The sequence below is a fragment of the Salinispora mooreana genome (genome assembly GCF_000379065.1).
GTDB classification, from domain to species: domain Bacteria; phylum Actinomycetota; class Actinomycetes; order Mycobacteriales; family Micromonosporaceae; genus Micromonospora; species Micromonospora mooreana.
In genome coordinates this window covers 1,257,487-1,278,600 of record NZ_KB900614.1, presented here as the reverse complement: position 1 = coordinate 1,278,600, position 21,114 = coordinate 1,257,487, and the positions used below count along the sequence as shown (strand labels likewise).

The 21,114-nt window shown below is 70.4% G+C and carries 16 protein-coding genes, 1 tRNA gene and 2 pseudogenes; 10 read left to right on the top strand and 9 right to left on the bottom strand.

The genetic code is table 11. The features are described from left to right. Nucleotides 1-58: 58 nt before the first annotated feature. Complete coding sequence (gene topA, locus SALPAC6_RS0106115; RefSeq protein WP_018252543.1) at nt 59-2,884, top strand: type I DNA topoisomerase; 2,826 nt, start codon at nt 59-61, stop codon at nt 2,882-2,884. A gap of 85 nt (nt 2,885-2,969) precedes the next feature. Here the strand turns inward: topA and SALPAC6_RS0106110 are convergent, their stop codons facing one another. Continuing rightward, nucleotides 2,970-4,283, bottom strand: a complete 1,314-nt coding sequence (locus SALPAC6_RS0106110) for a D-arabinono-1,4-lactone oxidase (protein ID WP_018252542.1) — start codon at nt 4,281-4,283, stop codon at nt 2,970-2,972. Nucleotides 4,284-4,505: 222 nt separating this feature from the next. Here SALPAC6_RS0106110 and SALPAC6_RS0106105 point away from each other — a divergent pair, with 222 nt between their 5' ends. Further along, a complete protein-coding gene (locus SALPAC6_RS0106105; protein WP_018252541.1) occupies nt 4,506-5,099 on the top strand; it encodes a TetR family transcriptional regulator in 594 nt (197 codons plus the stop codon). Nucleotides 5,100-5,174: 75 nt separating this feature from the next. Here the strand turns inward: SALPAC6_RS0106105 and SALPAC6_RS0106100 are convergent, their stop codons facing one another. Then, the gene (locus SALPAC6_RS0106100; RefSeq protein WP_018252540.1) at nt 5,175-6,392 is read right to left on the bottom strand and encodes an amino acid deaminase/aldolase; all 1,218 of its coding nucleotides are present in this window, start codon (nt 6,390-6,392) and stop codon (nt 5,175-5,177) included. 332 nt (nt 6,393-6,724) lie between these two features. Here SALPAC6_RS0106100 and tmk point away from each other — a divergent pair, with 332 nt between their 5' ends. The 6 genes from tmk to SALPAC6_RS0106070 all read left to right on the top strand — a co-directional run bounded on the left by tmk (nt 6,725) and on the right by SALPAC6_RS0106070 (nt 12,611). Beyond that, nucleotides 6,725-8,887, top strand: a complete 2,163-nt coding sequence (gene tmk / locus SALPAC6_RS0106095) for a dTMP kinase (protein WP_018252539.1) — start codon at nt 6,725-6,727, stop codon at nt 8,885-8,887. Next, a complete protein-coding gene (locus SALPAC6_RS0106090; protein ID WP_018252538.1) occupies nt 8,887-10,218 on the top strand; it encodes a DNA polymerase III subunit delta' in 1,332 nt (443 codons plus the stop codon). Before tmk ends, SALPAC6_RS0106090 begins: the two co-directional genes overlap by 1 nt. Before the next feature lie 165 nt (nt 10,219-10,383). After that, the gene (locus tag SALPAC6_RS0106085; RefSeq protein ID WP_018252537.1) at nt 10,384-10,713 is read left to right on the top strand and encodes a YbaB/EbfC family nucleoid-associated protein; all 330 of its coding nucleotides are present in this window, start codon (nt 10,384-10,386) and stop codon (nt 10,711-10,713) included. After that, the gene (locus SALPAC6_RS0106080) at nt 10,714-11,019 is read left to right on the top strand and encodes a hypothetical protein (RefSeq protein ID WP_020493547.1); all 306 of its coding nucleotides are present in this window, start codon (nt 10,714-10,716) and stop codon (nt 11,017-11,019) included. It begins immediately after the preceding gene. Then, a complete protein-coding gene (locus tag SALPAC6_RS0106075) occupies nt 11,019-11,714 on the top strand; it encodes a hypothetical protein (protein WP_018252535.1) in 696 nt (231 codons plus the stop codon). The genes SALPAC6_RS0106080 and SALPAC6_RS0106075 overlap by 1 nt, the downstream gene beginning before the upstream one ends. 63 nt (nt 11,715-11,777) lie before the next feature. Beyond that, complete coding sequence (locus tag SALPAC6_RS0106070; protein WP_018252534.1) at nt 11,778-12,611, top strand: PSP1 domain-containing protein; 834 nt, start codon at nt 11,778-11,780, stop codon at nt 12,609-12,611. A gap of 79 nt (nt 12,612-12,690) precedes the next feature. On the opposite strand, the gene SALPAC6_RS0106065 is transcribed toward SALPAC6_RS0106070, so the two are convergent. Continuing rightward, the gene (locus SALPAC6_RS0106065) at nt 12,691-14,544 is read right to left on the bottom strand and encodes a metallophosphoesterase family protein (protein ID WP_026189360.1); all 1,854 of its coding nucleotides are present in this window, start codon (nt 14,542-14,544) and stop codon (nt 12,691-12,693) included. A gap of 150 nt (nt 14,545-14,694) precedes the next feature. Here SALPAC6_RS0106065 and SALPAC6_RS0106060 point away from each other — a divergent pair. Then, nucleotides 14,695-14,768 (top strand) — tRNA-Thr (locus tag SALPAC6_RS0106060). A 70-nt stretch (nt 14,769-14,838) separates the two neighbouring features. On the opposite strand, the gene SALPAC6_RS29320 is transcribed toward SALPAC6_RS0106060, so the two are convergent. Both SALPAC6_RS29320 and SALPAC6_RS0106050 read right to left on the bottom strand, forming a co-directional pair. Next, nucleotides 14,839-15,081, bottom strand: a complete 243-nt coding sequence (locus SALPAC6_RS29320; RefSeq protein WP_018252533.1) for a hypothetical protein — start codon at nt 15,079-15,081, stop codon at nt 14,839-14,841. Nucleotides 15,082-15,175: 94 nt separating this feature from the next. Next, on the bottom strand, nt 15,176-16,558 hold the full coding sequence (locus SALPAC6_RS0106050; RefSeq protein ID WP_050563482.1) for an autotransporter outer membrane beta-barrel domain-containing protein: 1,383 nt from the start codon (nt 16,556-16,558) through the stop codon (nt 15,176-15,178). A 220-nt stretch (nt 16,559-16,778) separates the two neighbouring features. Here SALPAC6_RS0106050 and SALPAC6_RS0106045 point away from each other — a divergent pair, with 220 nt between their 5' ends. After that, complete coding sequence (locus SALPAC6_RS0106045) at nt 16,779-17,033, top strand: hypothetical protein (protein ID WP_018252531.1); 255 nt, start codon at nt 16,779-16,781, stop codon at nt 17,031-17,033. Between the two features lie 52 nt (nt 17,034-17,085). Here the strand turns inward: SALPAC6_RS0106045 and SALPAC6_RS27235 are convergent. The 4 genes and pseudogenes from SALPAC6_RS27235 to SALPAC6_RS0106030 form a co-directional block, all read right to left on the bottom strand. Further along, nucleotides 17,086-17,304 (bottom strand): annotated as a pseudogene (locus SALPAC6_RS27235) (hypothetical protein); the annotation flags it as partial. A gap of 385 nt (nt 17,305-17,689) precedes the next feature. Next, nucleotides 17,690-17,824, bottom strand: a pseudogene (locus SALPAC6_RS27230) (DUF397 domain-containing protein); the annotation flags it as partial. A gap of 141 nt (nt 17,825-17,965) precedes the next feature. Next, nucleotides 17,966-19,207: a right-handed parallel beta-helix repeat-containing protein gene (locus tag SALPAC6_RS0106035; RefSeq protein ID WP_018252529.1), complete on the bottom strand. Its 1,242-nt coding sequence runs from the start codon at nt 19,205-19,207 to the stop codon at nt 17,966-17,968. Nucleotides 19,208-19,594: 387 nt separating this feature from the next. Continuing rightward, on the bottom strand, nt 19,595-20,878 hold the full coding sequence (locus SALPAC6_RS0106030) for a right-handed parallel beta-helix repeat-containing protein (protein WP_018252528.1): 1,284 nt from the start codon (nt 20,876-20,878) through the stop codon (nt 19,595-19,597). Nucleotides 20,879-21,114 lie beyond the last annotated feature (236 nt).

The window sequence follows — 21,114 nt, the reverse complement described above, 5'->3', positions numbered from 1 at the left end:
TGCGCCCCGTACCGGACACCACAGCGGTCGCGATGCGGGAGTGAGGTCGGAGAGAGACGTGCCGAGCAAAGCTGGAACCACCCGTCTGGTCATCGTCGAGTCCCCGGCGAAGGCCAAGACGATCTCGGGCTACCTCGGCCCGGGGTACGTCGTGGAGGCCAGTTTCGGGCACGTCCGCGACCTGCCGCGAAACGCCGCCGATGTGCCGGCGAAGTACAAGGGTGAGTCGTGGGCCCGGCTCGGCGTCGATGTCGACAACGGCTTCCACGCCCTCTACGTCGTCTCCTCCGACCGCCGGCAGCAGATCAGCAAGTTGACCAAGCTGGCCCGGGAGGTTGACGAGATCCTCCTGGCTACGGATGAGGACCGGGAGGGCGAGGCGATCGCCTGGCACCTGGTGGAGACGCTCAAGCCGAAGGTTCCGGTCAAGCGGATGGTCTTCCACGAGATCACCAAGGCGGCGATCCGGTCCGCCGTGGCGAATCCGCGGGAGATCGACCGCGATCTGGTGGACGCCCAGGAGGCCCGCCGCATCCTCGACCGGTTGTACGGCTACGAGGTGTCCCCGGTGCTGTGGAAGAAGGTCATGCCGAAGCTCTCGGCCGGCCGGGTCCAGTCGGTGGCGACCCGCATCGTGGTCGAGCGGGAGCGGCAGCGGATGGCGTTCCGCAGCGCCGAGTACTGGGACATCCTCGCCACGCTCGCCGCCGAAGAGCCCGGTGCGGGCCCCCGCACCTTCAACGCCACCCTGGTCGCGCTCAACGGTGACCGGATCGCCACCGGCAAGGACTTCGAGCCAACCACCGGGCGGGTCCGTCCCGGCGCCGGCGTGGTGCATCTGGACGAGGGCGGGGCCCAGGGGCTGGCCGCCCGGCTGGCGGATCGGCCGTTCACGGTCACCCGGGTCGAGGAGAAGCCGTACCGTCGCCGCCCGTACGCGCCGTTCATCACCTCGACGCTGCAGCAGGAGTCAGCCCGCAAGCTGCGCTTCTCCTCTCAGCAGACGATGCGCACCGCGCAGCGGCTCTATGAGAACGGCTACATCACCTATATGCGTACCGACTCGGTGAACCTGTCGGAGACCGCCATCGCCGCGGCCCGCCAGCAGATCGTCGAGCTGTACGGGGAACGTAGCGTCCCGCCGGAGCCGCGTCGCTACACCGGCAAGGTGAAGAACGCCCAGGAGGCGCATGAGGCGATCCGCCCCGCCGGCGACACCTTCCGCACCCCGGGGGAACTGCGCAACGAGCTGTCGGTGGAGGAGTACAAGCTCTACGAGCTGATCTGGCGCCGTACCGTCGCCTCCCAGATGACCGACGCCGTGGGCTCCAGCGTCTCGGTGCGGATCCGGGCCGTCACAGCGGCCGGTGAGGAGGCGGACTTCGGTGCCACCGGTAAGACCATCACCGACCCGGGCTTCCTCCGCGCCTACGTGGAGTCCAGCGACGACGAGAACGCCGAGGCGGAGGATGCCGAGCGGCGTCTGCCGACGCTGGTGAAGGACCAGCCGCTCACCGGTGATCAGCTCGCCGCGCAGGGGCACCACACCCAGCCGCCCGCCCGTTACACCGAGGCGTCCCTGGTCAAGGCGCTGGAGGAGCTGGGCATCGGCCGTCCCTCCACCTACGCGTCGATCATGCAGACCATCCAGGACCGGGGGTATGTCGTCAAGCGTGGCCAGGCGATGATCCCGTCGTTCCTGGCCTTCGCCGTGGTCGGGCTGATGGAGCGGCACTACCCGCGCCTGATCGACTATGGCTTCACCGCCAGCATGGAAGACGAGCTGGACGAGATCGCCGGTGGCGACCACGCGGCGGTGGACTTCCTCACCGCGTTCTACTTCGGCACCACCAACGGCGCCGGTGACCAGGACATCGCCCGCTCCGGTGGGCTGAAGAAGCTGGTCACCGAGAACCTGAGTGAGATCGACGCGCGGAGCGTCAACTCGATTCCGCTCTTCAGCGACGACCAGGGGCGGCCGGTCGTGGTCCGGGTGGGCCGTTACGGGCCGTACCTGCAGCGGGAGTTGCCGGGGGAGGCGGCCGCCGCCGACGGTGAGGAGGGCGGTGGTCAGGGCGACCGGGCTCCGATTCCGGAGGGGCTGGCCCCGGATGAGTTGACCCCGGACAAGGTGTACGAGCTCTTCCTCGGTGGCGGCGGTGAGCGCAAGCTCGGGGAGGACCCGGCCACCGGAGAGCCGATTCTGCTCAAGTCTGGCCGGTTCGGCCCCTACGTGGCCAGCGGGGAGCGCAAGTCGTCCCTGCTGCGCTCCCAGTCGCCGGACGCCCTCACCCTCGATGAGGCGCTGCGGCTGCTGAGCCTGCCACGGCTGGTCGGTGTTGACCCGGAGGGCAGTGAGGTCATCGCCAACAACGGCCGCTACGGCCCGTACGTGAAGCGGGGCGAGGAGTTCCGGTCGCTGGAGTCCGAAGAGAAGATGTTCACGGTCACGCTGGACGAGGCGCTGGCGCTGCTGGCCGCCCCGAAGACCCGGCAGCGTCGGGCTCCCGCACCGCCGCTGCGGGAGTTGGGCGCCGACCCGTTGACCGAGAAACCGCTGGTCATCAAGGATGGCCGGTTCGGGCCGTACGTGACCGACGGGGAGACCAACGCATCGTTGCGGCGGGGGCAGACGCCGGAGGCGCTGAGCCTGGAGCAGGCGTCGGAGATGCTCGCCGAGAAGCGGGCGAAGGGCCCGGCGCCGCGGAAGAAGGCGGCCAAGAAGGCCGCGCCGGCCAAGAAGGCGACCGCGACGAAGAAGACCGCGGCGGCGAAGAAGGCGACCGCGACGAAGAAGACCGCGGCGGCGAAGAAGACGGCGACGGCGAAGAGCGCCGGGGCCAAGCCGACGAAGCCGAGGCGGGCCGGCAGCGCGGCCGAGTGACGCATCCACCCCGGCCCGTGTCAGCCGAGGCGGCAGGACGGGCCGGGGCTGCGATCAGCCGAGGCGGGTTGGGCCGGGGCTGCGATCAGCCGAGGACGCGGGACAGGTGTTCGCTGCCGAACACCCGGTGCGGGTCGAGCCGGTCCCGGACGGCCTGGAAGCTGTCCCACTTGGGATAGGCGGGGGCCAGGGAAGCCGCGTCGCGCCAGTGCAGTTTGCCCCAGTGCGGCCGGCCGCCAAGCCCTTCGGCCAGCTCTTCGACGGCGCGGAAGTACGGCTCGTACGGCATCCCCACGTACTGGTGGACGGCGAGATACGCGGAATCCCGGCCGTAGCCGTGCGAGAGCCAGACGTCGTCGGCGGCGCTGAACCGTACCTCGACCGGGAAGAGGACCTTGACCGGTAGCCGGTCCACGATGCGGCCAAGGTCGGCCAGGGCCGGGGCGAGGGCCTCGCGGGGCAGCGCGTACTCCATCTCGACGAAGCGGACCCGACGTGGGCTACAGAAGACCGCGTCGGAGGGGCCGGTGTAGCGGCGTTCGGTGAGCACCCGCGCGGCGACGGAGCTGATGCCGGGGACGAGTGCCGGTACGGCCCGGCCGAGCCGGCAGGCCCCGGCGAGAACCGTGTTGGAGAGGAACTCGTCGTTGAGCCAGCGGTGCCAGTGCGGCAGCGGACGGTCGTTGACGGGCACCCGATCGTTGCTCTTGACCTGGACCCGATCGGTGTAGGGGAACCAGTAGAACTCGACGTGGTCGTGTCGCTCCACCAGCTCGGGTAACTCGGCCAGCACTCCGGCCAGCGGCGCGGGCCGCTCGTGGGCGTGCAACACGAACGCGTCGACACAGCTCAGGGTGACGTCAACCAGCACCCCGAGCGCGCCGAGCGAGACCCGGGCGGCGGCGAAGACCTCCGGGTGCTCGTCGGCGGAGCAGTGCAGCACCTCGCCGACGCCGGTGACCAGGGTGAGAGCGGTGACGAAGGTGGACAGGCAGCCGTACTGGGCGCCGGTGCCGTGGGTGCCGGTCGAGATCGCGCCGGCCACGGTCTGCGCGTCGATGTCGCCGAGGTTGGGCAGGGCCAGGCCGTACCCGGCGAGCAGTCGGTTGAGGGTGCGCAGCGTGGTGCCGGCGGGTACCGTGACCAGCCGGCGATCGAGGTCGACCCGCACCTCGTCGGCAAGGCCCGTCAGCTCCATCCGATGACCGTCGGTTCGGGCGACCGGGGTGAAGGAGTGGCCACTGCCGACCGGGCGGATCCGCTTCCCGGCTGCCACGGCGGCCCGCACCGCCTCCGCGATGTCGGCGCTTGAGGTGGGGCGTAGCACGCTGGTGGCGGTGTCACGCTGATTGCCGGCCCAGTTGGACCAGGCGCTTACGGAGCTTGCGGCAGCGACCATGGACGCTCCTCGAAATGAATGTGAAGTGACTTCATATCAGGAACGTTGTGCCTGGTAAATACCGCAATCGAGTTCCGCTCGTTGTACCGGTAGTCACGGACTCGTGACGTGCAGATATGTTCTTCCGTCGAAGGGGGGTGGCGAGTGTCCACACCAGCCGCCACGACCGGGCCGCTGCGCCGCGTACCGGTGCAGGGTCGAAGTGTCGCTCGGGTCCAGCGAATGCTGGACGCCTGTGCGGAGCTCGTCGACGAGGTGGGGTACGAGGGGCTGACCACGACGCTGCTCGCCGAGCGCGCCGAGGTGGCGATTGGCTCGGTCTATCAGTTCTTCCCGGACAAGCGGGCGATTGTGCAGGCGTTGACCCTGCGCACGATGGAGTCCTATCTCCAGCGGCTCGACGAGAGGTTCGCCTCGAACGACCTGACCCACTGGTGGGATGGGGTTGACGCGGCAATCGACGAGTACATCACGATGCACCGCACCGTTCCCGGGTTCCGTACCCTGCACTTCGGTGACGTGGTCGACCTGCACCTGCTCGATGAGCAGCGGGACAACAACGGGGTGATCGCGGATCAACTGGCTCGTGTCCTCACCGAGCGCTTCGGACTCACCGACGTCCCGGAGCTCCAGTTCCATCTCGAGATCGCGGTCGAGGGTGCTGACGCGCTCATCCAGCTGGCGTTCCGCCGGCGGCAGGAGGGCGATGACCGGGTGCTTGTCGAGGCGAAGGCGTTGATTCGGGAGTACCTGTACCGCCAGGTCGACGCCCGGGGGGGCGTGGACCGGCCGGCGGAGGTCGCCCAGCCAGCCTGACCGGCGTCCACCCGCGGACCGTCCGCAACCGGTCCGGGCGGCGGGCTCCGGGCCCCGGCGTCGAGGGGTGGGCCCTCAGAGGAAGGCCCACCCCTCACCGCGGTACGAGGCGGCGGCCGTCCCGACGGTCTCCGACTCCACCAGGTGGAGCTCGTTGACGTGCTCGGCGAGTTCGCCGGCCTTGGCGTGCCGGAACCAGACCCGGTCGCCGATCCGAAGCGTGTCGGCGGCCCGGCCGGTCAGCGGCGTCTGCACCTCGCCGGCGCCCTCCGCGCCGACCAACCGGAGGCCAGCCGGGAGGACCGGGCGGGGGAGACGACTGCGTTCGGCCGGCCCGGAGGCGATCCAGCCACCGCCGAGCACGGTGGCGTAGCCGGGCGCTGGCCGCCGGGCCACCGCGCAGGCGAAGAAGGTGGCGGGGGCCGGGCGCCAGGCCCGGTAGGTGTCGAAGAGTGTCGGCCCGTACAGTCCGGAGCCCGCTGCGACCTCGGTGACCGCGGGGTCGGCGCTGGTGGCGGCCAGGCTGCCGGTACCGCCACCGTTGACGAACTCCAGCTCGGCGTGTTCACGGACCGCCGCCACCGCCGCACCCCGGCGGGCCAGCAACTCCCGGTACGACCCACGCTGAACCAGTCGGATCGCCGCGCCGAGCAGCGCTCGCCCCGGCGGCGCATCGCCCATCCCGGCGATCTGCGCCTCATACGCCATCAGTCCGACCAGCCGGAATCCCGGTCGGTCGGCGATGGTGGCGGCGAGCGCGCCGGCCGCCCGTGGGTCATGCACCGGCGAGCGGCGCACCCCGAGGTGCAGCCGCCCGCCCAGCGGTCGCCAGGAGGCGTCCAGGTCCAGGCAGACCCGCAGCTCGGGCCGGCGACCTGGGGCGCGAACGGCATCCACCAGATCGAGCTGAGCGGGATCGTCGATCATCAGGGTCACCGCGGCGGCGAGCGTCGGATCACCGGCCAGGTCGGCGAGCGCGGCCCGGTCGGTCGCGGGGTACGCCACCACCACGTCGTCGGTGACCCCGCAACGGACCAGCCAGAGCGCCTCGGCGAGGGTGAATGCCAGCACACCCGCCCAGCCGGGGGTGGCCAGGGCCCGGGAGATCAGCGTCCGGCAGCGTACCGACTTGCTGGCCAGGCGGACCGGCTTACCGCGGGCGCGCTCGGCGAGGGCGGTGGCGTTGGCGTCGAACGCCCGGAGATCAACCACCGCGTACGGCGGGTCCAGGTGGGCGGTCGCGCGGTCGAGTCGGGCGCGCAGTTCCGCGGTGTCGGGGGGCACGTGGTGCACGCTAGCCGTACCGGGGGCGATGCCCAAGCACCTCGCCGCGGGCGGTGGATGCCCCCGCCTAGGCTCGGTGAGCAGGGGAATGCCATAGCGGTATGCCATCGGGCCGGGGCTAGAGTGTTGCACCGAGACCGCTCAGTAGTGGGTCGCCACGTGGAGGTACGGCCATCGTAAGCCAGCAGAACGGCGAGTCGGCCAACGGTTCGTCACCCGCCGCCGCGTCCGGATCGGCGGGCCCGTCCGGAACCGCGGCACCGGCTAGCCAGCCCGACCACTCGGGTTACGCCGCGATCCGCTCAGTCCTGCGCATCCGCCCGTTCCGGCGGCTCTGGATCGTGCTTGGCGCCGCCTCGTTCGGTGACTGGTTCGGTCTGCTCGCCACCTCCGTCTTCGCCGCCTCCCAGGTGGAGGGGAGCACCGCCAAGGGCGCGGCGTTCGGCACGGTCATCGCGATCCGGCTGCTGCCGGCGCTGGTCCTCGGGCCGATCGCCGGCGTCTTCGCCGACCGGTTCGACCGCCGCTGGACGATGGTCATCTGCGACGTGCTGCGGTTCCTGCTCTTCGCCTCGATCCCGCTGATCGCGGTCCTGGGCGCGAGTGGTGCGGTGGTGGTCGGGTGGGCCACGATCGCCACGTTCCTGATCGAGTCGATCACCCTGCTCTGGATTCCGGCCAAGGAGGCCGCGGTCCCGAACCTGATCCCTCGGGCCCGGCTCGAAGCAGCCAACCAGCTCACGCTGATCACCACGTACGGCCTCACCCCGGTCGTCGCGGCGATCGTCCTCGCCGCGCTGGACGGCGCGGTCCGGGCCGCCACTGGTGGTACCGCCCCGGACTGGGCCGAGCCCGCCCAGCTCGCGCTCTGGTTCAACGCGCTCTCCCGGCTGGCCACCGCCGTGGTGGTCGCGTTCGGTATCCGGGAGATCAGCCAGGGCCCCGCCGCCGATCGGGATCAGACCGGGCAGAGCATGCTGCGCCAGTTCAAGGAGGGCTGGCAGTTCATCGGCCAGACCCCGCTGGTCCGAGGTCTGGTGCTGGGCATCTTCGGCGCTTTCGCCGGCGGTGGCATCGTGATCGGCACAGCTCGCTTCTTCGCCAACTCGCTCGGTGCTGGTGACGCCGCTTTCTACCTGCTGTTCGGGGCTATCTTCATCGGCCTGTCGATCGGCATCGGGCTCGGCCCGATGATCGTCAAGGAGATGTCCCGGCGGCGTTGGTTCGGCATGAGCATCGTGCTCGCCAGCGCCGCGGTCATGACCCTGGCCTTCGCCATCCACCTCTCCATGGCGATGGTGGGTGCGGTCCTGGTCGGCGCGGGCGCCGGCATGGCCTTCCTCGCCGGCACGACGCTGCTCGGTGGCGAGATCGCCGACGAGGTGCGGGGGCGGGTCTTCGCGGTGGTGCAGATCGGCACCCGGCTGGTGCTGATCCTGGCCATCGCGTTGAGCAGCCTACTCGCCGGGGTTGGTGGCTCCCGCCGATTCGACGTCGCCAACCTGGGGATCTCGATCTCGTCCACCCGGCTGCTGCTGCTCGCTGCGGGGTTGGCGGGCGTCTTCGCTGGAGTCAGCGCGTTCAGGCAGATGGACGACAAGAAGGGCGTTCCCGTCCTGGCCGACCTGTGGGGTTCGATGCGCGGGCGGCCGCTGACGCCAGCCGAGCCGTTCGCCTCCGCCGGACTGTTCGTGGTCTTCGAGGGGGGCGAGGGAGCCGGCAAGTCCACCCAGCTCGCTCTGCTCGCCGCGCGGCTACGGGACCAGGGGCGGGACGTGGTGGTCACCCGCGAGCCCGGTGCCACCGGAGTCGGCGAGCGAATCCGGTCCCTGCTGCTCGGCCAGCCGGGTTCCGAGGTGCCCTCCCCTCGCGCCGAGGCGCTGCTCTACGCCGCCGACCGGGCCCACCATGTGGCCACCGTGGTGCGGCCGGCGCTGCTCCGGGGCGCCGTCGTGGCGAGCGACCGCTACATCGACTCGTCCCTGGCCTACCAGGGTGCGGGCCGGACGCTCCCCGTTGACGAGGTCTCCTGGCTCTCCTCCTGGGCCACCGGCGGGCTCCGACCCGACCTGGTGGTGCTCCTGGACGTTGATCCGAGTGTCGGGCTGTCCCGGGTGGCTGCCCGGAGTGGGGCCCCCGACCACCTGGAGGCCGAATCGGTCAGCTTCCACGAACGAGTCCGGTACGCGTTCCTCGACCTCGCCGCCGCCGATCCGAAGCGCTACCTGATGCTGGACGCCGCCCGGCCCACCGACGAGATCGCCGACGAGGTGGCTCGGCGGGTCGCCGAGCTGCTCGGCGCCCAAGCGGGCGGGCCGAACCCGCCGGCGGCGAACACACCCGAGGGGAGTGGGCCGGCGGCGAACACACCCGAGGGGAGTGGGCCGGCGGCGAACACATCCGCGGCGCGTAGGCCGAACCCGCCGGCGGCGAGCGGGCCGGACACCACGGTCCACTCCGAGTTATCCGACCCGAAGCTGGTGACGATGGAGCGTCGGACCTGATGCCAGACGTCTTCGCCGACCTGGTCGGCCAGGACGAGGCGGTGGACGTGCTGCGGCGGGCCGTAGCTGACGCCGCCGCCGTGCTCCGTGCCGGGACACCGGACCTGGCGGCTCAGACCAATTCGGCTGACCCGCCTCCCACCTCCGGGAGCAGCCCGGATCCGACCTTGGGCAGCGGCTCGCCAGCCACCGCCGGGAGCGACCCGGCGCAGGCCGGTGCGGCCGAGCCGGCGGAGCGTGAACCGGGGGCGGGGATGACGCACGCCTGGATCTTCACCGGGCCGCCCGGGTCGGGGCGGTCGATCGCCGCGCGAGCCTTCGCCGCCGCACTCCAGTGCGGGGATGGCAGTGGATGCGGCACCTGCCCCGGCTGCCACACCACGATGGCCGGCACCCACGCCGATGTCCGGCTGGTGGTACCGGAGGGGCTCTCCATCGGCGTCAACGAGATGCGTGCCCTGGTGCTCCGCGCCGCCAGTACCCCCTCCGGCGGGCGGTGGCAGGTGGTGGTCATCGAGGACGCGGACCGTCTCACCGAGGCCGCCGGCAACGCCCTGTTGAAGGCGGTGGAGGAGCCGCCCCCGCGTACGGTCTTCCTGCTCTGCGCGCCGTCCATCCACCCCGACGACATCTCGGTGACCATCCGGTCGCGCTGTCGGGTCGTACCCCTGCGGCAGCCCGCACCGGCGGCGGTCGCCGAGGTGCTCGTTCGGCGGGACGGCGTCGAGCCCGACGTGGCGAACTGGGCGGCCGCCGCGGCCCAGGGGCACGTCGGGCGGGCCCGGCGGCTGGCCCGTGACCCGCAGGCGCGTACCCGGCGGGACGCGGTGCTCGCGGTGCCCCGTCAGCTCACCGGGGTGGGCGCGGCGATCGACGCCGCCGCCGCGTTGATCGGAGCGGCCGAGGCGGAGGCCACGGCGTTGGTGGCGGACACCGATGCGGCGGAACGGGCCGCGTTGGAGACGGCCCTCGGCGCTGGCGGCACCGGTCGGAGAGCGGCCAGTGCGTTCCGGGGCGCGGCTGGGCAGGTCAAGGAGCTGGAGCGGCGGCAGAAGTCCCGGGCCACCCGGGCGCAGCGGGATGCCCTGGACCGGGCGCTGGTGGATCTCGCCGGCTTCTACCGGGACGCGCTCACGATGGCGCTGGGTGCCCCGGTCGAACCGGTACACACCGACACCGCCCCGGTCGCCGAGGCGGGGGCGCGCAAGTGGGACGCCGATGGCGCGCTGCGTCGCCTGGAGGCGGTCCTGGCCTGCCGGGCCGCGATCGAGGCGAACGTCAAGCCCCGGATCGCCGTCGAGGCGATGATGCTCGCCCTCTGGAAGGGCTGACCAGACCGCCTCCACCCCCTGCCGGGGGACGGCGGTCAGCGGTCGCGGCAGCCGGGCACCGGGCAGTTCCGCGGCATCGACACGTTCCACTCGTGTGCGGTACGGTCCGATGTGCCATGGTGACGCGGGGGCGACGCTCAGTGATGTCAGTGCGGGAGGACGCCGATGCCGCGGGGGGAGATCGACGAAGCCTGGATCGAGGAGGCGGTGCGGCGCTACCGCCGGATCGAGTCCCTGCAGGCCGAGTTCGACCAGGCGGTGACGACGGTCGAGGTCACGGTCCGCTCGCCGGACGGGCTGGTTGAGGTGGTGGTCACCGCGGCGGGGCAGATCACCGACGTGCGGTTCCTCCGCACGCTGCAGAACCGCCAACCCCGCGACGTTGCCGGGTCCGTGCGGGCGGCGGTGGCCGCCGCAGCCGACGCCGCGCAGTGGGCGCGGGAAAAGCTCCACAACGAGACCTTCACCGCCTACCGCCCGCTCACGGGGGCTTGAATGGAGGCGTTGCGTTCCCTCGCCGTCCGGCTGGAGGCGGCGAGCGAGACCCTGACCAGGCTCTCTTACGCTGCGCCGGCCACTGATCCGCCCGGGGTCGCCTTCGGTGGCGACGGCGTGGGGCGCCCCGGCGAGGTTGGCCGGGCCCTGCACCGGCAGTGGACAGCCGCCACCGGTGATCGTGCCCGCGAGGCTCACCTGGCCGCCCAGCGGTTGGCCGCGGTGGCGGCCGCCGTCCGGTCCGCCGCCGACACCTACGCCGAGACCGACCAGGACGCGCGTTGGCAGTTCGTGGGGGAGACGTGATGGACCCACTGGACCGACTCGCTGAGCCCGGCCTTGACCTGCTGCGTCGGGTCGACACCCTGCTCGCCACCGGTGCCCCCGAGGGGCACCGGGTCTGGGCGCTGCTGCGCCGCATGCAGGTGCTCCCCGGGGCGGCGGTCCGGAGCTTCCTGGAGCTACCGGCCGTGGCCCTCTCCGACGCCGGTCGTTCGGTGCGTCAGCTCGTCCGGGGGTATGACGAGGTCTCCGCCGCGCTCACCGAACCGGTGCTCTGGTCCGGCACCGCCGCGACCGCCTTCGGGGAGCACCGGGCGGCGCTGTTGAGCCACCTCGACGAGGGGCCGGAGAGCCTGGTGGGGCGGCTGGAGTCAACCGCCGGCTACGCCGACGCCCTCGCCGACTGGATCGAGGGCAGCCGGCTTGCGCTCGCCCGGACCCTGGCCGGCGTGTTGGGCTCGGCCGAGGCGGTGGCGGTGGTCGCCGCGACGTCGGCGCCCCCCGCGGCCTCGGCGCAGCTCGTGGTGTCGGTGCCACACCCCGCGGCGGAGGTCGAGGCGGCCGAGATCGCCGCGCGGGTGCTGGCGGTGCTCTCCGCCGCCTACGACGGGGCGGAGACACTCCTGCGGCAGTGGGGGCCCAGCCTGGCCGAATCCCCCTGGCGGGCACCGGTCATCGGAACGCCCCGCTACGACAGCCCGACCCACGTCGGTTGGTGAGCACCGTGTGCCGGCCGGGAGCAGCGGCCCTGGACGGGCCCGACAGCGACGTAGGGTGAGGGTATGGGCATGCTCTGCGCGGTCAGTTTCCACCGGTACGGGCGCCTCTACTACCTCGATCCGGGTGAGTTTCGGCCCCAGGTCGGCGACAAGGTGCTGGTCCCCACCGACGAGGGACCCGAGGTGGCCGAGTGCGTCTGGGCCGCCGAGTGGACCTCCGACGACACTGAGGGATTCCCCCGCCTGGCCGGGCTGGCCCAGGCGGAGGATCTGCGCCGCGACGAGCTGCTGCGCCGGCGCAGAGCCGAGGCGAAGGTCGCGGCGAAACGCCTGATCCGGGAGCACGATCTGCCGATGAAGGTGGTCGCCGTGGATCACGTGCGCGGTGCGACGGAGGGCGGCGAGCGAAGCACGATCTACTTCACCGCCCCGCACCGGGTGGACTTCCGGTCGCTGGTTCGGGACCTCGGCGCGACCCTGCGCTGCCGGGTCGAGCTGCGTCAGCTCTCCGCCCGCGACTCGGCCCGGGTGCAGGGCGGCATCGGCTCCTGCGGGCGGGACCTGTGCTGCGCCACCTTTCTCACCGACTTCGAGCCGGTGACCATCCGGATGGCCAAGGACCAGGATCTGCCCCTCAACCCGCTGCGCATCTCCGGCGCCTGTGGCCGGCTGATGTGCTGCCTCAAGTTCGAGCATCCGCTCTACTCCGACAGCGGTGCCTACCCCGCCCCGGGCCAGCGAGTCGAGACACCAGCGGGCACAGCGAAGGTCGTGTCCCGCCATCCCCCCAGCGAGACGGTCACCATCCGGCAGATCGCCGACGGATCCACCCGACGGTGCGCGCTCTCCGACGTCTGCGGATCGCGCCAGGCGTACGAGGCGCGCGACCGCGGCTGAGCGCGACTGCGATCGCGCCTCCGACGCGACTGCGATCGCGCCTCCGACCGCGGCTGCCCCGCGAGCGGCGGCCGGTGGCTCAGTGCAGGACCACCGGGGGCTCGGCCAGGCGGGGCTCCAGCGGGGTCCGCGGGACCAACCACGACGACTCGGCGGAGCGGTCGGGGTTGACCTGCCAGTGGCGGCCCACCCGATCCACCCCGATCGGGTAGATCGTCAACGCCCCGTCCGGGGCGATGCGCATGCGGACGAAACCCTTCGAGTCCTCGATCCCCTGCCCGGCGAAGAGCTCGTTGGCGTTGACCCCGAAGGCGCTGGCCACCAGGAGGTACGCCGCCACCAGCTGGCTGGCCGCCAGCCCGCCCACCGAGCCGAAGAAGACGGCCGCGGCGACCACCGACAACGGCCACGGCCAGTCGTGGAACGGCAGCGCCAGCCACACCCAGGTGCCGGCGGCCGCCAGTCCCAGGTGGGCCAGGCCGTGCCCCAGGCCGAGCAGCCAGTGCCGGAGCCGTCGCTGCGCGGCACCGGGTGCCGCGGCGAAGAGGACCGTCGCGGTCAGGGTCACCAGCAGCATCGCCACCAACGGAACGCTGAACAGCCGAAGCTGGGTGCCGTTGTGGTTCGTGTAGACGCCGACCATCGACAGGATCAGCAGCGTGTACAGGGCGCCGAGCAACGTGGCGAAGCCCGGGTTGCGCCACGGCAGCCGCGGGAAGATGCCCCAGGCGTACCGCCGGGACTGCGCCGCGTCCGGATAGCGTCCCGCCAGCTCGTAGGAGTGCGGAGCGCTCGCCCGCCGCGCCAGCGTCTCCTTCGGCGGGACCTGGATGCGCTGGGGCAACAGGTGCGTCGGATAGAGGTACGCGCCGCCGCCACCACAGGTGATCAGCTGGCGGTCCGGCCCCACGTACCGGGCGTAGTGGTGGTGGTCGCCGGAGATGAGCAGGCGTACCTGGGCTCCGGTCGGCGCGACGATGGTGCGAATGAAGTAGTCGATCGAGTCGTACGCCGAGGGGTCCTTCATGGTGGCCTTGACCCAGGTCGGCATCGGGACGGCCAGGATCACCCGGCTCTGCGGCCCCAGCCGCTCCGCCACCGAGTCAAAGTAGCTGAGCTGCGGGTCGTCCAGGTATGAGCCGGACTGGTCATCCAGGCCGAACAACCACCAGTCCGCCGGCAACTCCACCGCGAAGTACGACCGGGACTGCGCGGTGATCCAGCCGCCGAAGTGTCGGTCCCGGGACCGGACGAAGAGGCGCAGGAACGCGGTGAGGCCGTCGTACCAGTCGTGGTTGCCCGGCACCGCGAAGAGCGTCGGCTGTTCGGGTGGGGTGACCGGCAGCGCCGCCTGGTACGGGCCCTTGCACCGGTCCTCATATGTGTCGAAGGCCGCCGACGGGTAGACCTGATCACCCCCCAGCACCAGCACCTGAGCCCGGGGCAGCCGGTGTCCGTCCACCGTCAGCTCCCGCTGGGCCAGCAGGTACGCCACCGAGTACGTGGCGTCGAAGCCATCACCAAGGTCGGCGACGTAGTCCAGCCAGAGCCCACCGTCCGGCCCGACCTGCCGGGTCACCGTCGCGTCGAAGGTGTGCTGTAGCTCCCGTTTGTCCAGGTAGGCGCCGAATAGCAGTGCGAGCAGCGTCCGAAGACCGGTGCTGATCAGCAGGAGCGGCGCCAGCCACGGCACCGGCTTACGTGGGGTGAAGCCCAGCTCGAGCGGGTCGGTGCTGCGGGGGCGGTGCGCCGGCTCGCCGCCGGCCGCCTCGCTGGCGTGTGGGCCACCCGGCGGTGGCCCGGGCGTCGGAGCTGCCGGCCCCGGACCAGCGGCCCGGTGGCCCGGGCCCGGCTCGCCCTGGTCACCGTTGCCGTCCGACCCGTGCGGAGTGGGTTGCTGGCCCGGGAGGCCAGCAGCATGGTCGTCCGTCATCTGCGCAGCGTAGTGCGGTCGGGTCGGCGGCGCTGTCTGGAGAACGTCGGTTTCGGCGGTCCGGATCGGGAAGGCGTCGCTCTCGGCGCGGTCGCCGCGGGGGATCCCGATCGGCGGGTCCGGCCGGGTGGCGTACACTTGCTGATCGTTGCCGCCTTAGCTCAGTCGGCTAGAGCGACGCACTCGTAATGCGTAGGTCGACGGTTCGATTCCGTCAGGCGGCTCGGGACAACGAAGGGCCTGGTCACACCGCTGACCAGGCCCTTCGCCATGTCCGAGGTCGACGGGTGGCGATTAGGAAGATCGCAGTCGGCGCCGTTCGGTGACAAGATCGGTGACAGTCGCCAGATTCCCGGCGGCTGGACGAGGCTGGTCGGATCCGAAGATCCCCGCCTCCATGGCGGCCGCGGCCCGCCGCGTCAGCTCGTCTCCGACATCTTGGTAGCCGCGGGTGGTGCGGATCAGCCGCTCGCGCACCTCGGCCGCGTGCTCCCGGGCCACGACCATGTCGGCACCGGCCGCCTGGAGCAGTTCCACAACCGCATCCCCCGACCCTAACCAGGAAGGGCCCCGCCCCCTGCGGCCCGTAGACGGTAGGGGTGGGGCCCCTCGTGGTACCCGGACGACGGGGTCAGTCCGGGCAGCCGGTGACATTGACGCAGTTGTTCGGCCGGTTCTTTGCCACGACGGTGCCGGTGGCGGTGTTCAGCTCAACTGCGCCACCGTTGTTGACGATGCCCCCACCGTCAACGGTTGCGATATTCTTGATCACCTTTCCATCGAAGACGGTGACGATGCTGGTGTTGTAGATGCCGCCGCCCTGGTCGTTGGCGGTGTTGCCGGTGACCTTTGTGTCTCGCAACACCAAGTCACCATTGTTGGCGATGCCACCACCGTCGGTCGCGGCGGCGTTGTTTTCGATCACGCCGTCTTCGATGACCATGGTCATACCGAAATCCATGAACAGCCCGCCGGAGGCGCCGGTTGTCGCGGTGTTGTCGGCGATGACGACGGACCGAAACGTGTACGCCCCTCCTCCGACCGCGGTGACACCGCCGCCGGCGGTGGCAGTGTTGCTCATGATGTGAGTGTTGGTGACGGTGCCCGTACCCGTTCCTATGACGAGCCCGCCGCCTGACGGCGCCTGATTGCCGGTAATCGTGCTGTGGTCGACCCGGGTGGTGCCCGCGCTGGCGATGCCACCGCCGAACAGAAGGGCGGTGTTGGCGTCGACACGGGACTTGCTGACTGTGAGCAGGCCGCTGCTGACGTTGATCCCACCGCCGCCGCTGTTGGCGGTGTTGTGGCTGACGGTGGAGTGCCGCACGCGGACGGTGCCGCTGGCATCGATGCCGCCTCCCGCGACGTTGGCGATGTTGTGGGAGATGGTGCTGTGGTTGGCGGTGAGTGCTCCGCCGGCATTGACAAGGATGCCCCCGCCACTGTCGTCGGTGTGGCCGCCGGTGATCTTCAGATGGTGGAAGGTGAGGTCGCCGCCGGCCTCGACGGTGAGGATTCTGAACAGGGGTGCGGTGGCTGCGCGTTCGATAGTGGTGTTCTTGCCGCCGCTGAGGGTGATGGGGGCGGTGATGGCGGGTAGGCCGGCGTCGTCGATGGCGACGGTGAGCAGGTAGGTGCACTTCTTGGCGAGGTCGAGCACGGCACCGCCACGGGCGTTGGCCAGGGTGATCGCGGCGATGAGCTTGTCCGCGTCACAGGGGACCGGGATGCCCTTCGGCCTCACCTCCTTCATCCCCTTTATGTCGTCCTTGCCCCTGCCCCAGTTGTCGTGCTTGCCGCCGTCGCGTTTGCCGCGGTGGTCGTCGGCGGACGTCCGGTCGTCCGTGGTGTTGGTGGGGTGTTCGGAGGCGTCGGCGGCAGGGGTGGCGGTGGCGACGCCGACGGTGGTGAGAGCCAGGCTGGTCATGCCGGCCAGTCCGACGGCCCACCATCGTGACCTCGCCCGGCGTGCACCTGGTCGGTCCGGTTTGTGTTCGTGGCGCTGATCGTTCATCGCGGTGTTGGTGTCCTTCCCCGTCACGGACGAGGAACCACCACCCCCGGAGGGCGGGGCCGGGGTGGTGTTCCTCGGCTACCAGGCAGGCGGCAGCAACCACCCCGAGCTAAACCGACATCAACCCCACCACAACATGAACCCGAAAAACATGCCTTAACGAGACACGGAACCGCCGTGGCGTCAGGCGCGCCCCCGCATACCCCGAGAGGAACCCCCGATGACGCACGACTACCTGATCTCCCTCATCCGCACCGCTGTCCCTGCCGCCGTCGGTGCCCTCCTGGCATGGCTCGCCTCGCAGGCGGGCATCGTGCTCGACGCCGACTCGTCCACCGCGCTCACGGCCGGTGTGGTGGCGCTGGCGGTGACCGGCTACTACGCCCTCGTCCGGGTGGCCGAGGCGCGGGGGCCATGGCTGGGTGTCCTGCTGGGTACGCCGGCAGCGCCCCGACATGAGGCGCCGGGGCGGTAGGGTCGTCGATGCGGTGCCGCCGGTGACATCCCGGCCGGCGCCGACCAACGTGACTTAAGCGCTCGCCCCGCCTGACTCCCTGGGGGATCTGGTAGTCCGGATACGGGTCGGTCTCGGGCTCGGACGTGCCCCCGGATGCCGCGGTAGCTCGGAGGTAGACCACCGAACGGTCGCTGGCAGTGATGCGGATCGCGGCAGCAACCGGCACCTCCACACCGGGCTGGCGGCACAGCTTCCATGAGGTGAACACTTCGGGCCGGGCGACGTCCAGTCGGCTGCCCGGAGGATGACAGTCATCACGTCCAGGGCCTGGGTTACCTGCACGGGCGCTCTCTGATCTATCCGGGGATCGTGGCTGCTCCCGGGCCGGGCCAGTGTACCGGCGGGTGGGCGGGGCGCGGCTCCAGCGCATCGCGGTCAGGCGTGGCGCCGACGCCGTGACATGCCCTGACCGGGGGCCGCAACCCGGCTCGCGGCAACCGCAGTACCCGCCGGACGGGCGTAGTTCGTTGTCTCCGGCGCACTGATGCGTCTTGACCACGATTCCGGGGCGCAGCCCAGGCACTGTACGGCCGGATCGGTTGCAGGTTTCACGTCGCCTCCCTGATGACGAGGGTGGCCCGGGGCCAGCATCACGCTGGCCCCGGGCCTGCGGGTCAGAAGGTCTGCCCGCCGCGGATCGAACCCTCGAACGCGTCCCACTCGTCCGCGCTGAAGACGAGGGCGGGGCCGTTGGGGTTCTTGCTGTCGCGCACGAACCGGCGGCCGGTCTCGTCCGCGGCGACTACAACGGCCTGTCAACGTTCCTGCCGGTCAGCCGGGTTGGCGGGGACATCATCCGGACCAGCGCCCGGCGTGACCAGGAGAGATCTGGGCCCGTTCCTGCCGAGGTGGCAGGAACGGGCCCAGCCGGGACCGGCGCGATCGGTTCGTTACCCGGCGCACCCGGGAACGTCGACGCAGTTGTTGGGTCGATTCTTGATCACGACTGTGCCGGTGGCGGTGTTCAGCTCCACCACCCCCTGGTTGAAGATGCCCCCACCGTTATTGGCGGCGGTGTTCTTGACCACCTTGGTCGCATAGAGAGTGAGCGTGCCGAAGGTTTGGTTGAGGATGCCCCCGCCATTATTGCCCGCCCGGTTGTTGACGATCTTCGTACGACGTAGCACGGTCTCGCCGACGTTTTCGATTCCGCCGCCATTGCTGTCGGAGGTGTTGTTGGCGATGATGCTGTCCTCGACGACGAGGGGTGTGCCGACATCGACAAACACTCCACCGCCGTCGGCGGTCGCGGTGTTGTGGTCAACTGTGACTCTCCGGAGCGTGTGCTGCCCCGCTGACACGCCGACACCTCCGACGAGGCTCGCCGTGTTCTTGGTGATGTGGGTGTCGGTTACGGTGCTGGTGCCGCCGATCAAAATTAGGCCACCTGTTTCGGCCTGGTTGGCGGCGATCGTGCTTTCGGAGATGTCGACGGTGCCATTCCTGCTTACTAGGCCGCCGCCGAGTACGGCAGCGGTGTTGTGGGTGATCGTGGACCCCTTTATTGTCAGCAGCCCGGCGTTGTTGATGCCGCCCCCCTCCAGTGCGGCGGTGTTGTGGCTGACCGTGGAGTCTTTGATGGTGGTGGTGCCGCGGTTGGAGATGCCGCCGCCGAGGTTATCGCCGGCGATGTTGCGGACAATTTCGCTGTGTTTGGCAGTTAGTTGGCCGCCGGGGTTGACGAGGATGCCACCCCCGTCTCCGTCGAGTTGTCCGCCGGTGATTTTTATTTTGTTGAGGGTGAGGTCGCCGCCGGTGTTGACGGTGAGGATTCGGAACGGGTCGGCGGCGGCGGCGCGTTCGATGGTGGTGTGTGTGTGGCCGTTGAGGGTGATGGGGGTGGTGATGGCGGGCAGTCCGGCGCCGGCGATGTCGGTGGTGAGGAGGTAGGTGCAGTCTGTGGCGAGGTTGAGGGTGGCGCCGCCGCGGGCGTTGGCGAGGGTGATCGCGGCGATGAGTGCGTCGGCGTCGCAGGGCACGGGGGTGCCCTCGGGCGTCTTCTCCTTCTTCCCCTTGCTGTTGCTCTTGCCGTCGTCGTGCTGGCGGTCGGCGGGGCTGGGGGCGGGTCCGACGGCCTCGGCGGCGGGGGCGGCGGCGATACCGACGGTGGTGGTGAGGGCGAGGCCGGTCATCCCGGCCAGTCCCGCGGACCACCATCGTGACCTGGTTCGGCGGCCTGGGTCTCGCACCGGGCATGGTCGTGTGCCGGGGTGGTCTGGTTCGGGGTCGTGGTGTGGATTGGTCATCGCGGTGTCGTTGTCCTTCCCCCGTCGTGGGCGAGGTGCCAGCCGAGGCCGGTGCGGGTGGCTGCCCTCGGCTACCAGGCAGGCGGCAGCAACCACGTCGAGCTAACCGGACATAAGGGCATGATCGGGCATAGACATGAACACTGTCCCCGAATGGGCTTCCTGTTTCGCCCTCCCCGCGCAGTGACCGCGTCCTGGGGTGGTGCAGGGTTTCGCCCCCGCTACCCAGAGGCGGATGGCGGGGGCGGAACCCTCGTGATGCTCGGAGGTGGGTCAGCCCGCGCAGTCCGGGACGTTGACGCAGTTGTTCGGCCGGTTCTTGATGACGACCGTGCCGGTGAAGCTGTTCAGGACGACCACGCCGGTGGGGTCGTTGAAGATCCCGCCGCCGTCGTTGACGGCGATGTTCTTGACGACGGCGGTGTTGAAGAGCGTGGACGTGCTGTTGAAGAGGTTGAGAAGGCCCCCGCCTGTATCGGCTTGATTGCCTTCTATCTTGGTGTCTCGTAGGACCAGTGGTGCGAAGACGTTGATGATTCCTCCGCCGCCACCGGCGGTGGTGTTGTTGCTGATCTTGCTGTCTTCGATGACGGCAGAAGATCCTCCCATGCTGTTCTGGATCACGACGCCGGCACCTTGGGTTGGAGCGGTGTTGTTGGCGATGGTGACCTTTCGTAGGGTTAGCTGTCCGTCAATGAATATGCCACCACCGAGGGCGGTGGCGCTGTTGTCGGTGAAGGTGGACCCGACGACCGTGGTGATAGCACCACTGGAGTCGCCGATTCCCGCGCCGCCGAGTGCGCGGTTACGGGTGAAGGTGCTATCCGAGACCTCGGCGGTGCCGCTGCTGGTGCTGCTGATCCCGCCGCCAAAGCCGGTCACGCCGTTGTCGGCGAACATCACTTTCCCGGCGGTGAGCCGTCCCGTGTTGAAAATGCCGCCGCCCTGCCGGGAGGTGTTGCGGCTGACGGTGGAGCCTTTGACAGTGGTGGTGCCGCGGTTGGCGACGCCGCCGCCGACACCGAAGGTGGCGATGTTACGGACGATTTCACTGTGTTTGGCGGTTAGCTCACCGCCGAGGTTGACGAGGATGCCACCCCCCGGGGCGCCAGGTGCGGTTTGTCCGCCGGTGATTTTTATTTTGTTGAGGGTGAGGTCGCCGCCGGTGTTGACGGTGAGGATTCGGAACGGGTCGGCGGCGGCGGCGCGTTCGATGGTGGTGTGTGTGTGGCCGTTGAGGGTGATGGGGGTGGTGATGATAGGCAGGCCGTTGCTGTCGATGTCGGTGGTGAGGAGGTAGGTGCAGCCCTTGGCGAGGTTGAGGGTGGCGCCGCCGCGGGCGTTGGCGAGGGTGATCGCGGCGATGAGCGCGTCGGCGTCGCAGGGCACGGGAGTCCCCTTGGGTTGCTCCTTCCCTTTCCCGCTGCGGGTGTGGCCGCCTTTGCCTTCGTCACGGTGGCTGTCGGCGGGGGCTTGGGTGCCGGGGGCGGCGACGGTGCTTGCGGCCGTGGGCGTGGCGGCGATACCGACGGTGGTGGTGAGGGCGAGGCCGGTCATCCCGGCCAGTCCCGCGGACCACCATCGTGACCTGGTTCGGCGGCCTGGGTCTCGCACCGGGCATGGTCGTGTGCCGGGGTGGTCTGGTTCGGGGTCGTGGTGTGGATTGGTCATCGCGGTGTCGTTGTCCTTCCCCCGTCGTGGGCGAGGTGCCAGCCGAGGCCGGTGCGGGTGGCTGCCCTCGGCTACCAGGCAGGCGGTAGCAACCACGTCGAGCTAACCGGACATAAGGGCAC

Excerpts from the sequence above, each read along its gene's own strand:
- SALPAC6_RS0106075 (WP_018252535.1), top strand. The coding sequence starts at position 11,019 with ATGGACCCACTGGACCGACTCGCTGAGCCCGGCCTTGACCTGCTGCGT.
- SALPAC6_RS0106105 (WP_018252541.1), top strand. The coding sequence starts at position 4,506 with ATGCTGGACGCCTGTGCGGAGCTCGTCGACGAGGTGGGGTACGAGGGG.
- SALPAC6_RS0106110 (WP_018252542.1), bottom strand. The coding sequence starts at position 4,283 with ATGGTCGCTGCCGCAAGCTCCGTAAGCGCCTGGTCCAACTGGGCCGGC.
- SALPAC6_RS0106085 (WP_018252537.1), top strand. The coding sequence starts at position 10,384 with ATGCCGCGGGGGGAGATCGACGAAGCCTGGATCGAGGAGGCGGTGCGG.
- SALPAC6_RS0106065 (WP_026189360.1), bottom strand. The coding sequence starts at position 14,544 with ATGACGGACGACCATGCTGCTGGCCTCCCGGGCCAGCAACCCACTCCG.
- SALPAC6_RS0106045 (WP_018252531.1), top strand. The coding sequence starts at position 16,779 with ATGACGCACGACTACCTGATCTCCCTCATCCGCACCGCTGTCCCTGCC.
- SALPAC6_RS0106050 (WP_050563482.1), bottom strand. The coding sequence starts at position 16,558 with ATGAACGATCAGCGCCACGAACACAAACCGGACCGACCAGGTGCACGC.
- SALPAC6_RS0106080 (WP_020493547.1), top strand. The coding sequence starts at position 10,714 with ATGGAGGCGTTGCGTTCCCTCGCCGTCCGGCTGGAGGCGGCGAGCGAG.
- SALPAC6_RS0106090 (WP_018252538.1), top strand. The coding sequence starts at position 8,887 with ATGCCAGACGTCTTCGCCGACCTGGTCGGCCAGGACGAGGCGGTGGAC.
- SALPAC6_RS0106070 (WP_018252534.1), top strand. The coding sequence starts at position 11,778 with ATGGGCATGCTCTGCGCGGTCAGTTTCCACCGGTACGGGCGCCTCTAC.
- SALPAC6_RS0106030 (WP_018252528.1), bottom strand. The coding sequence starts at position 20,878 with ATGACCGGCCTCGCCCTCACCACCACCGTCGGTATCGCCGCCACGCCC.
- SALPAC6_RS0106035 (WP_018252529.1), bottom strand. The coding sequence starts at position 19,207 with ATGACCGGCCTCGCCCTCACCACCACCGTCGGTATCGCCGCCGCCCCC.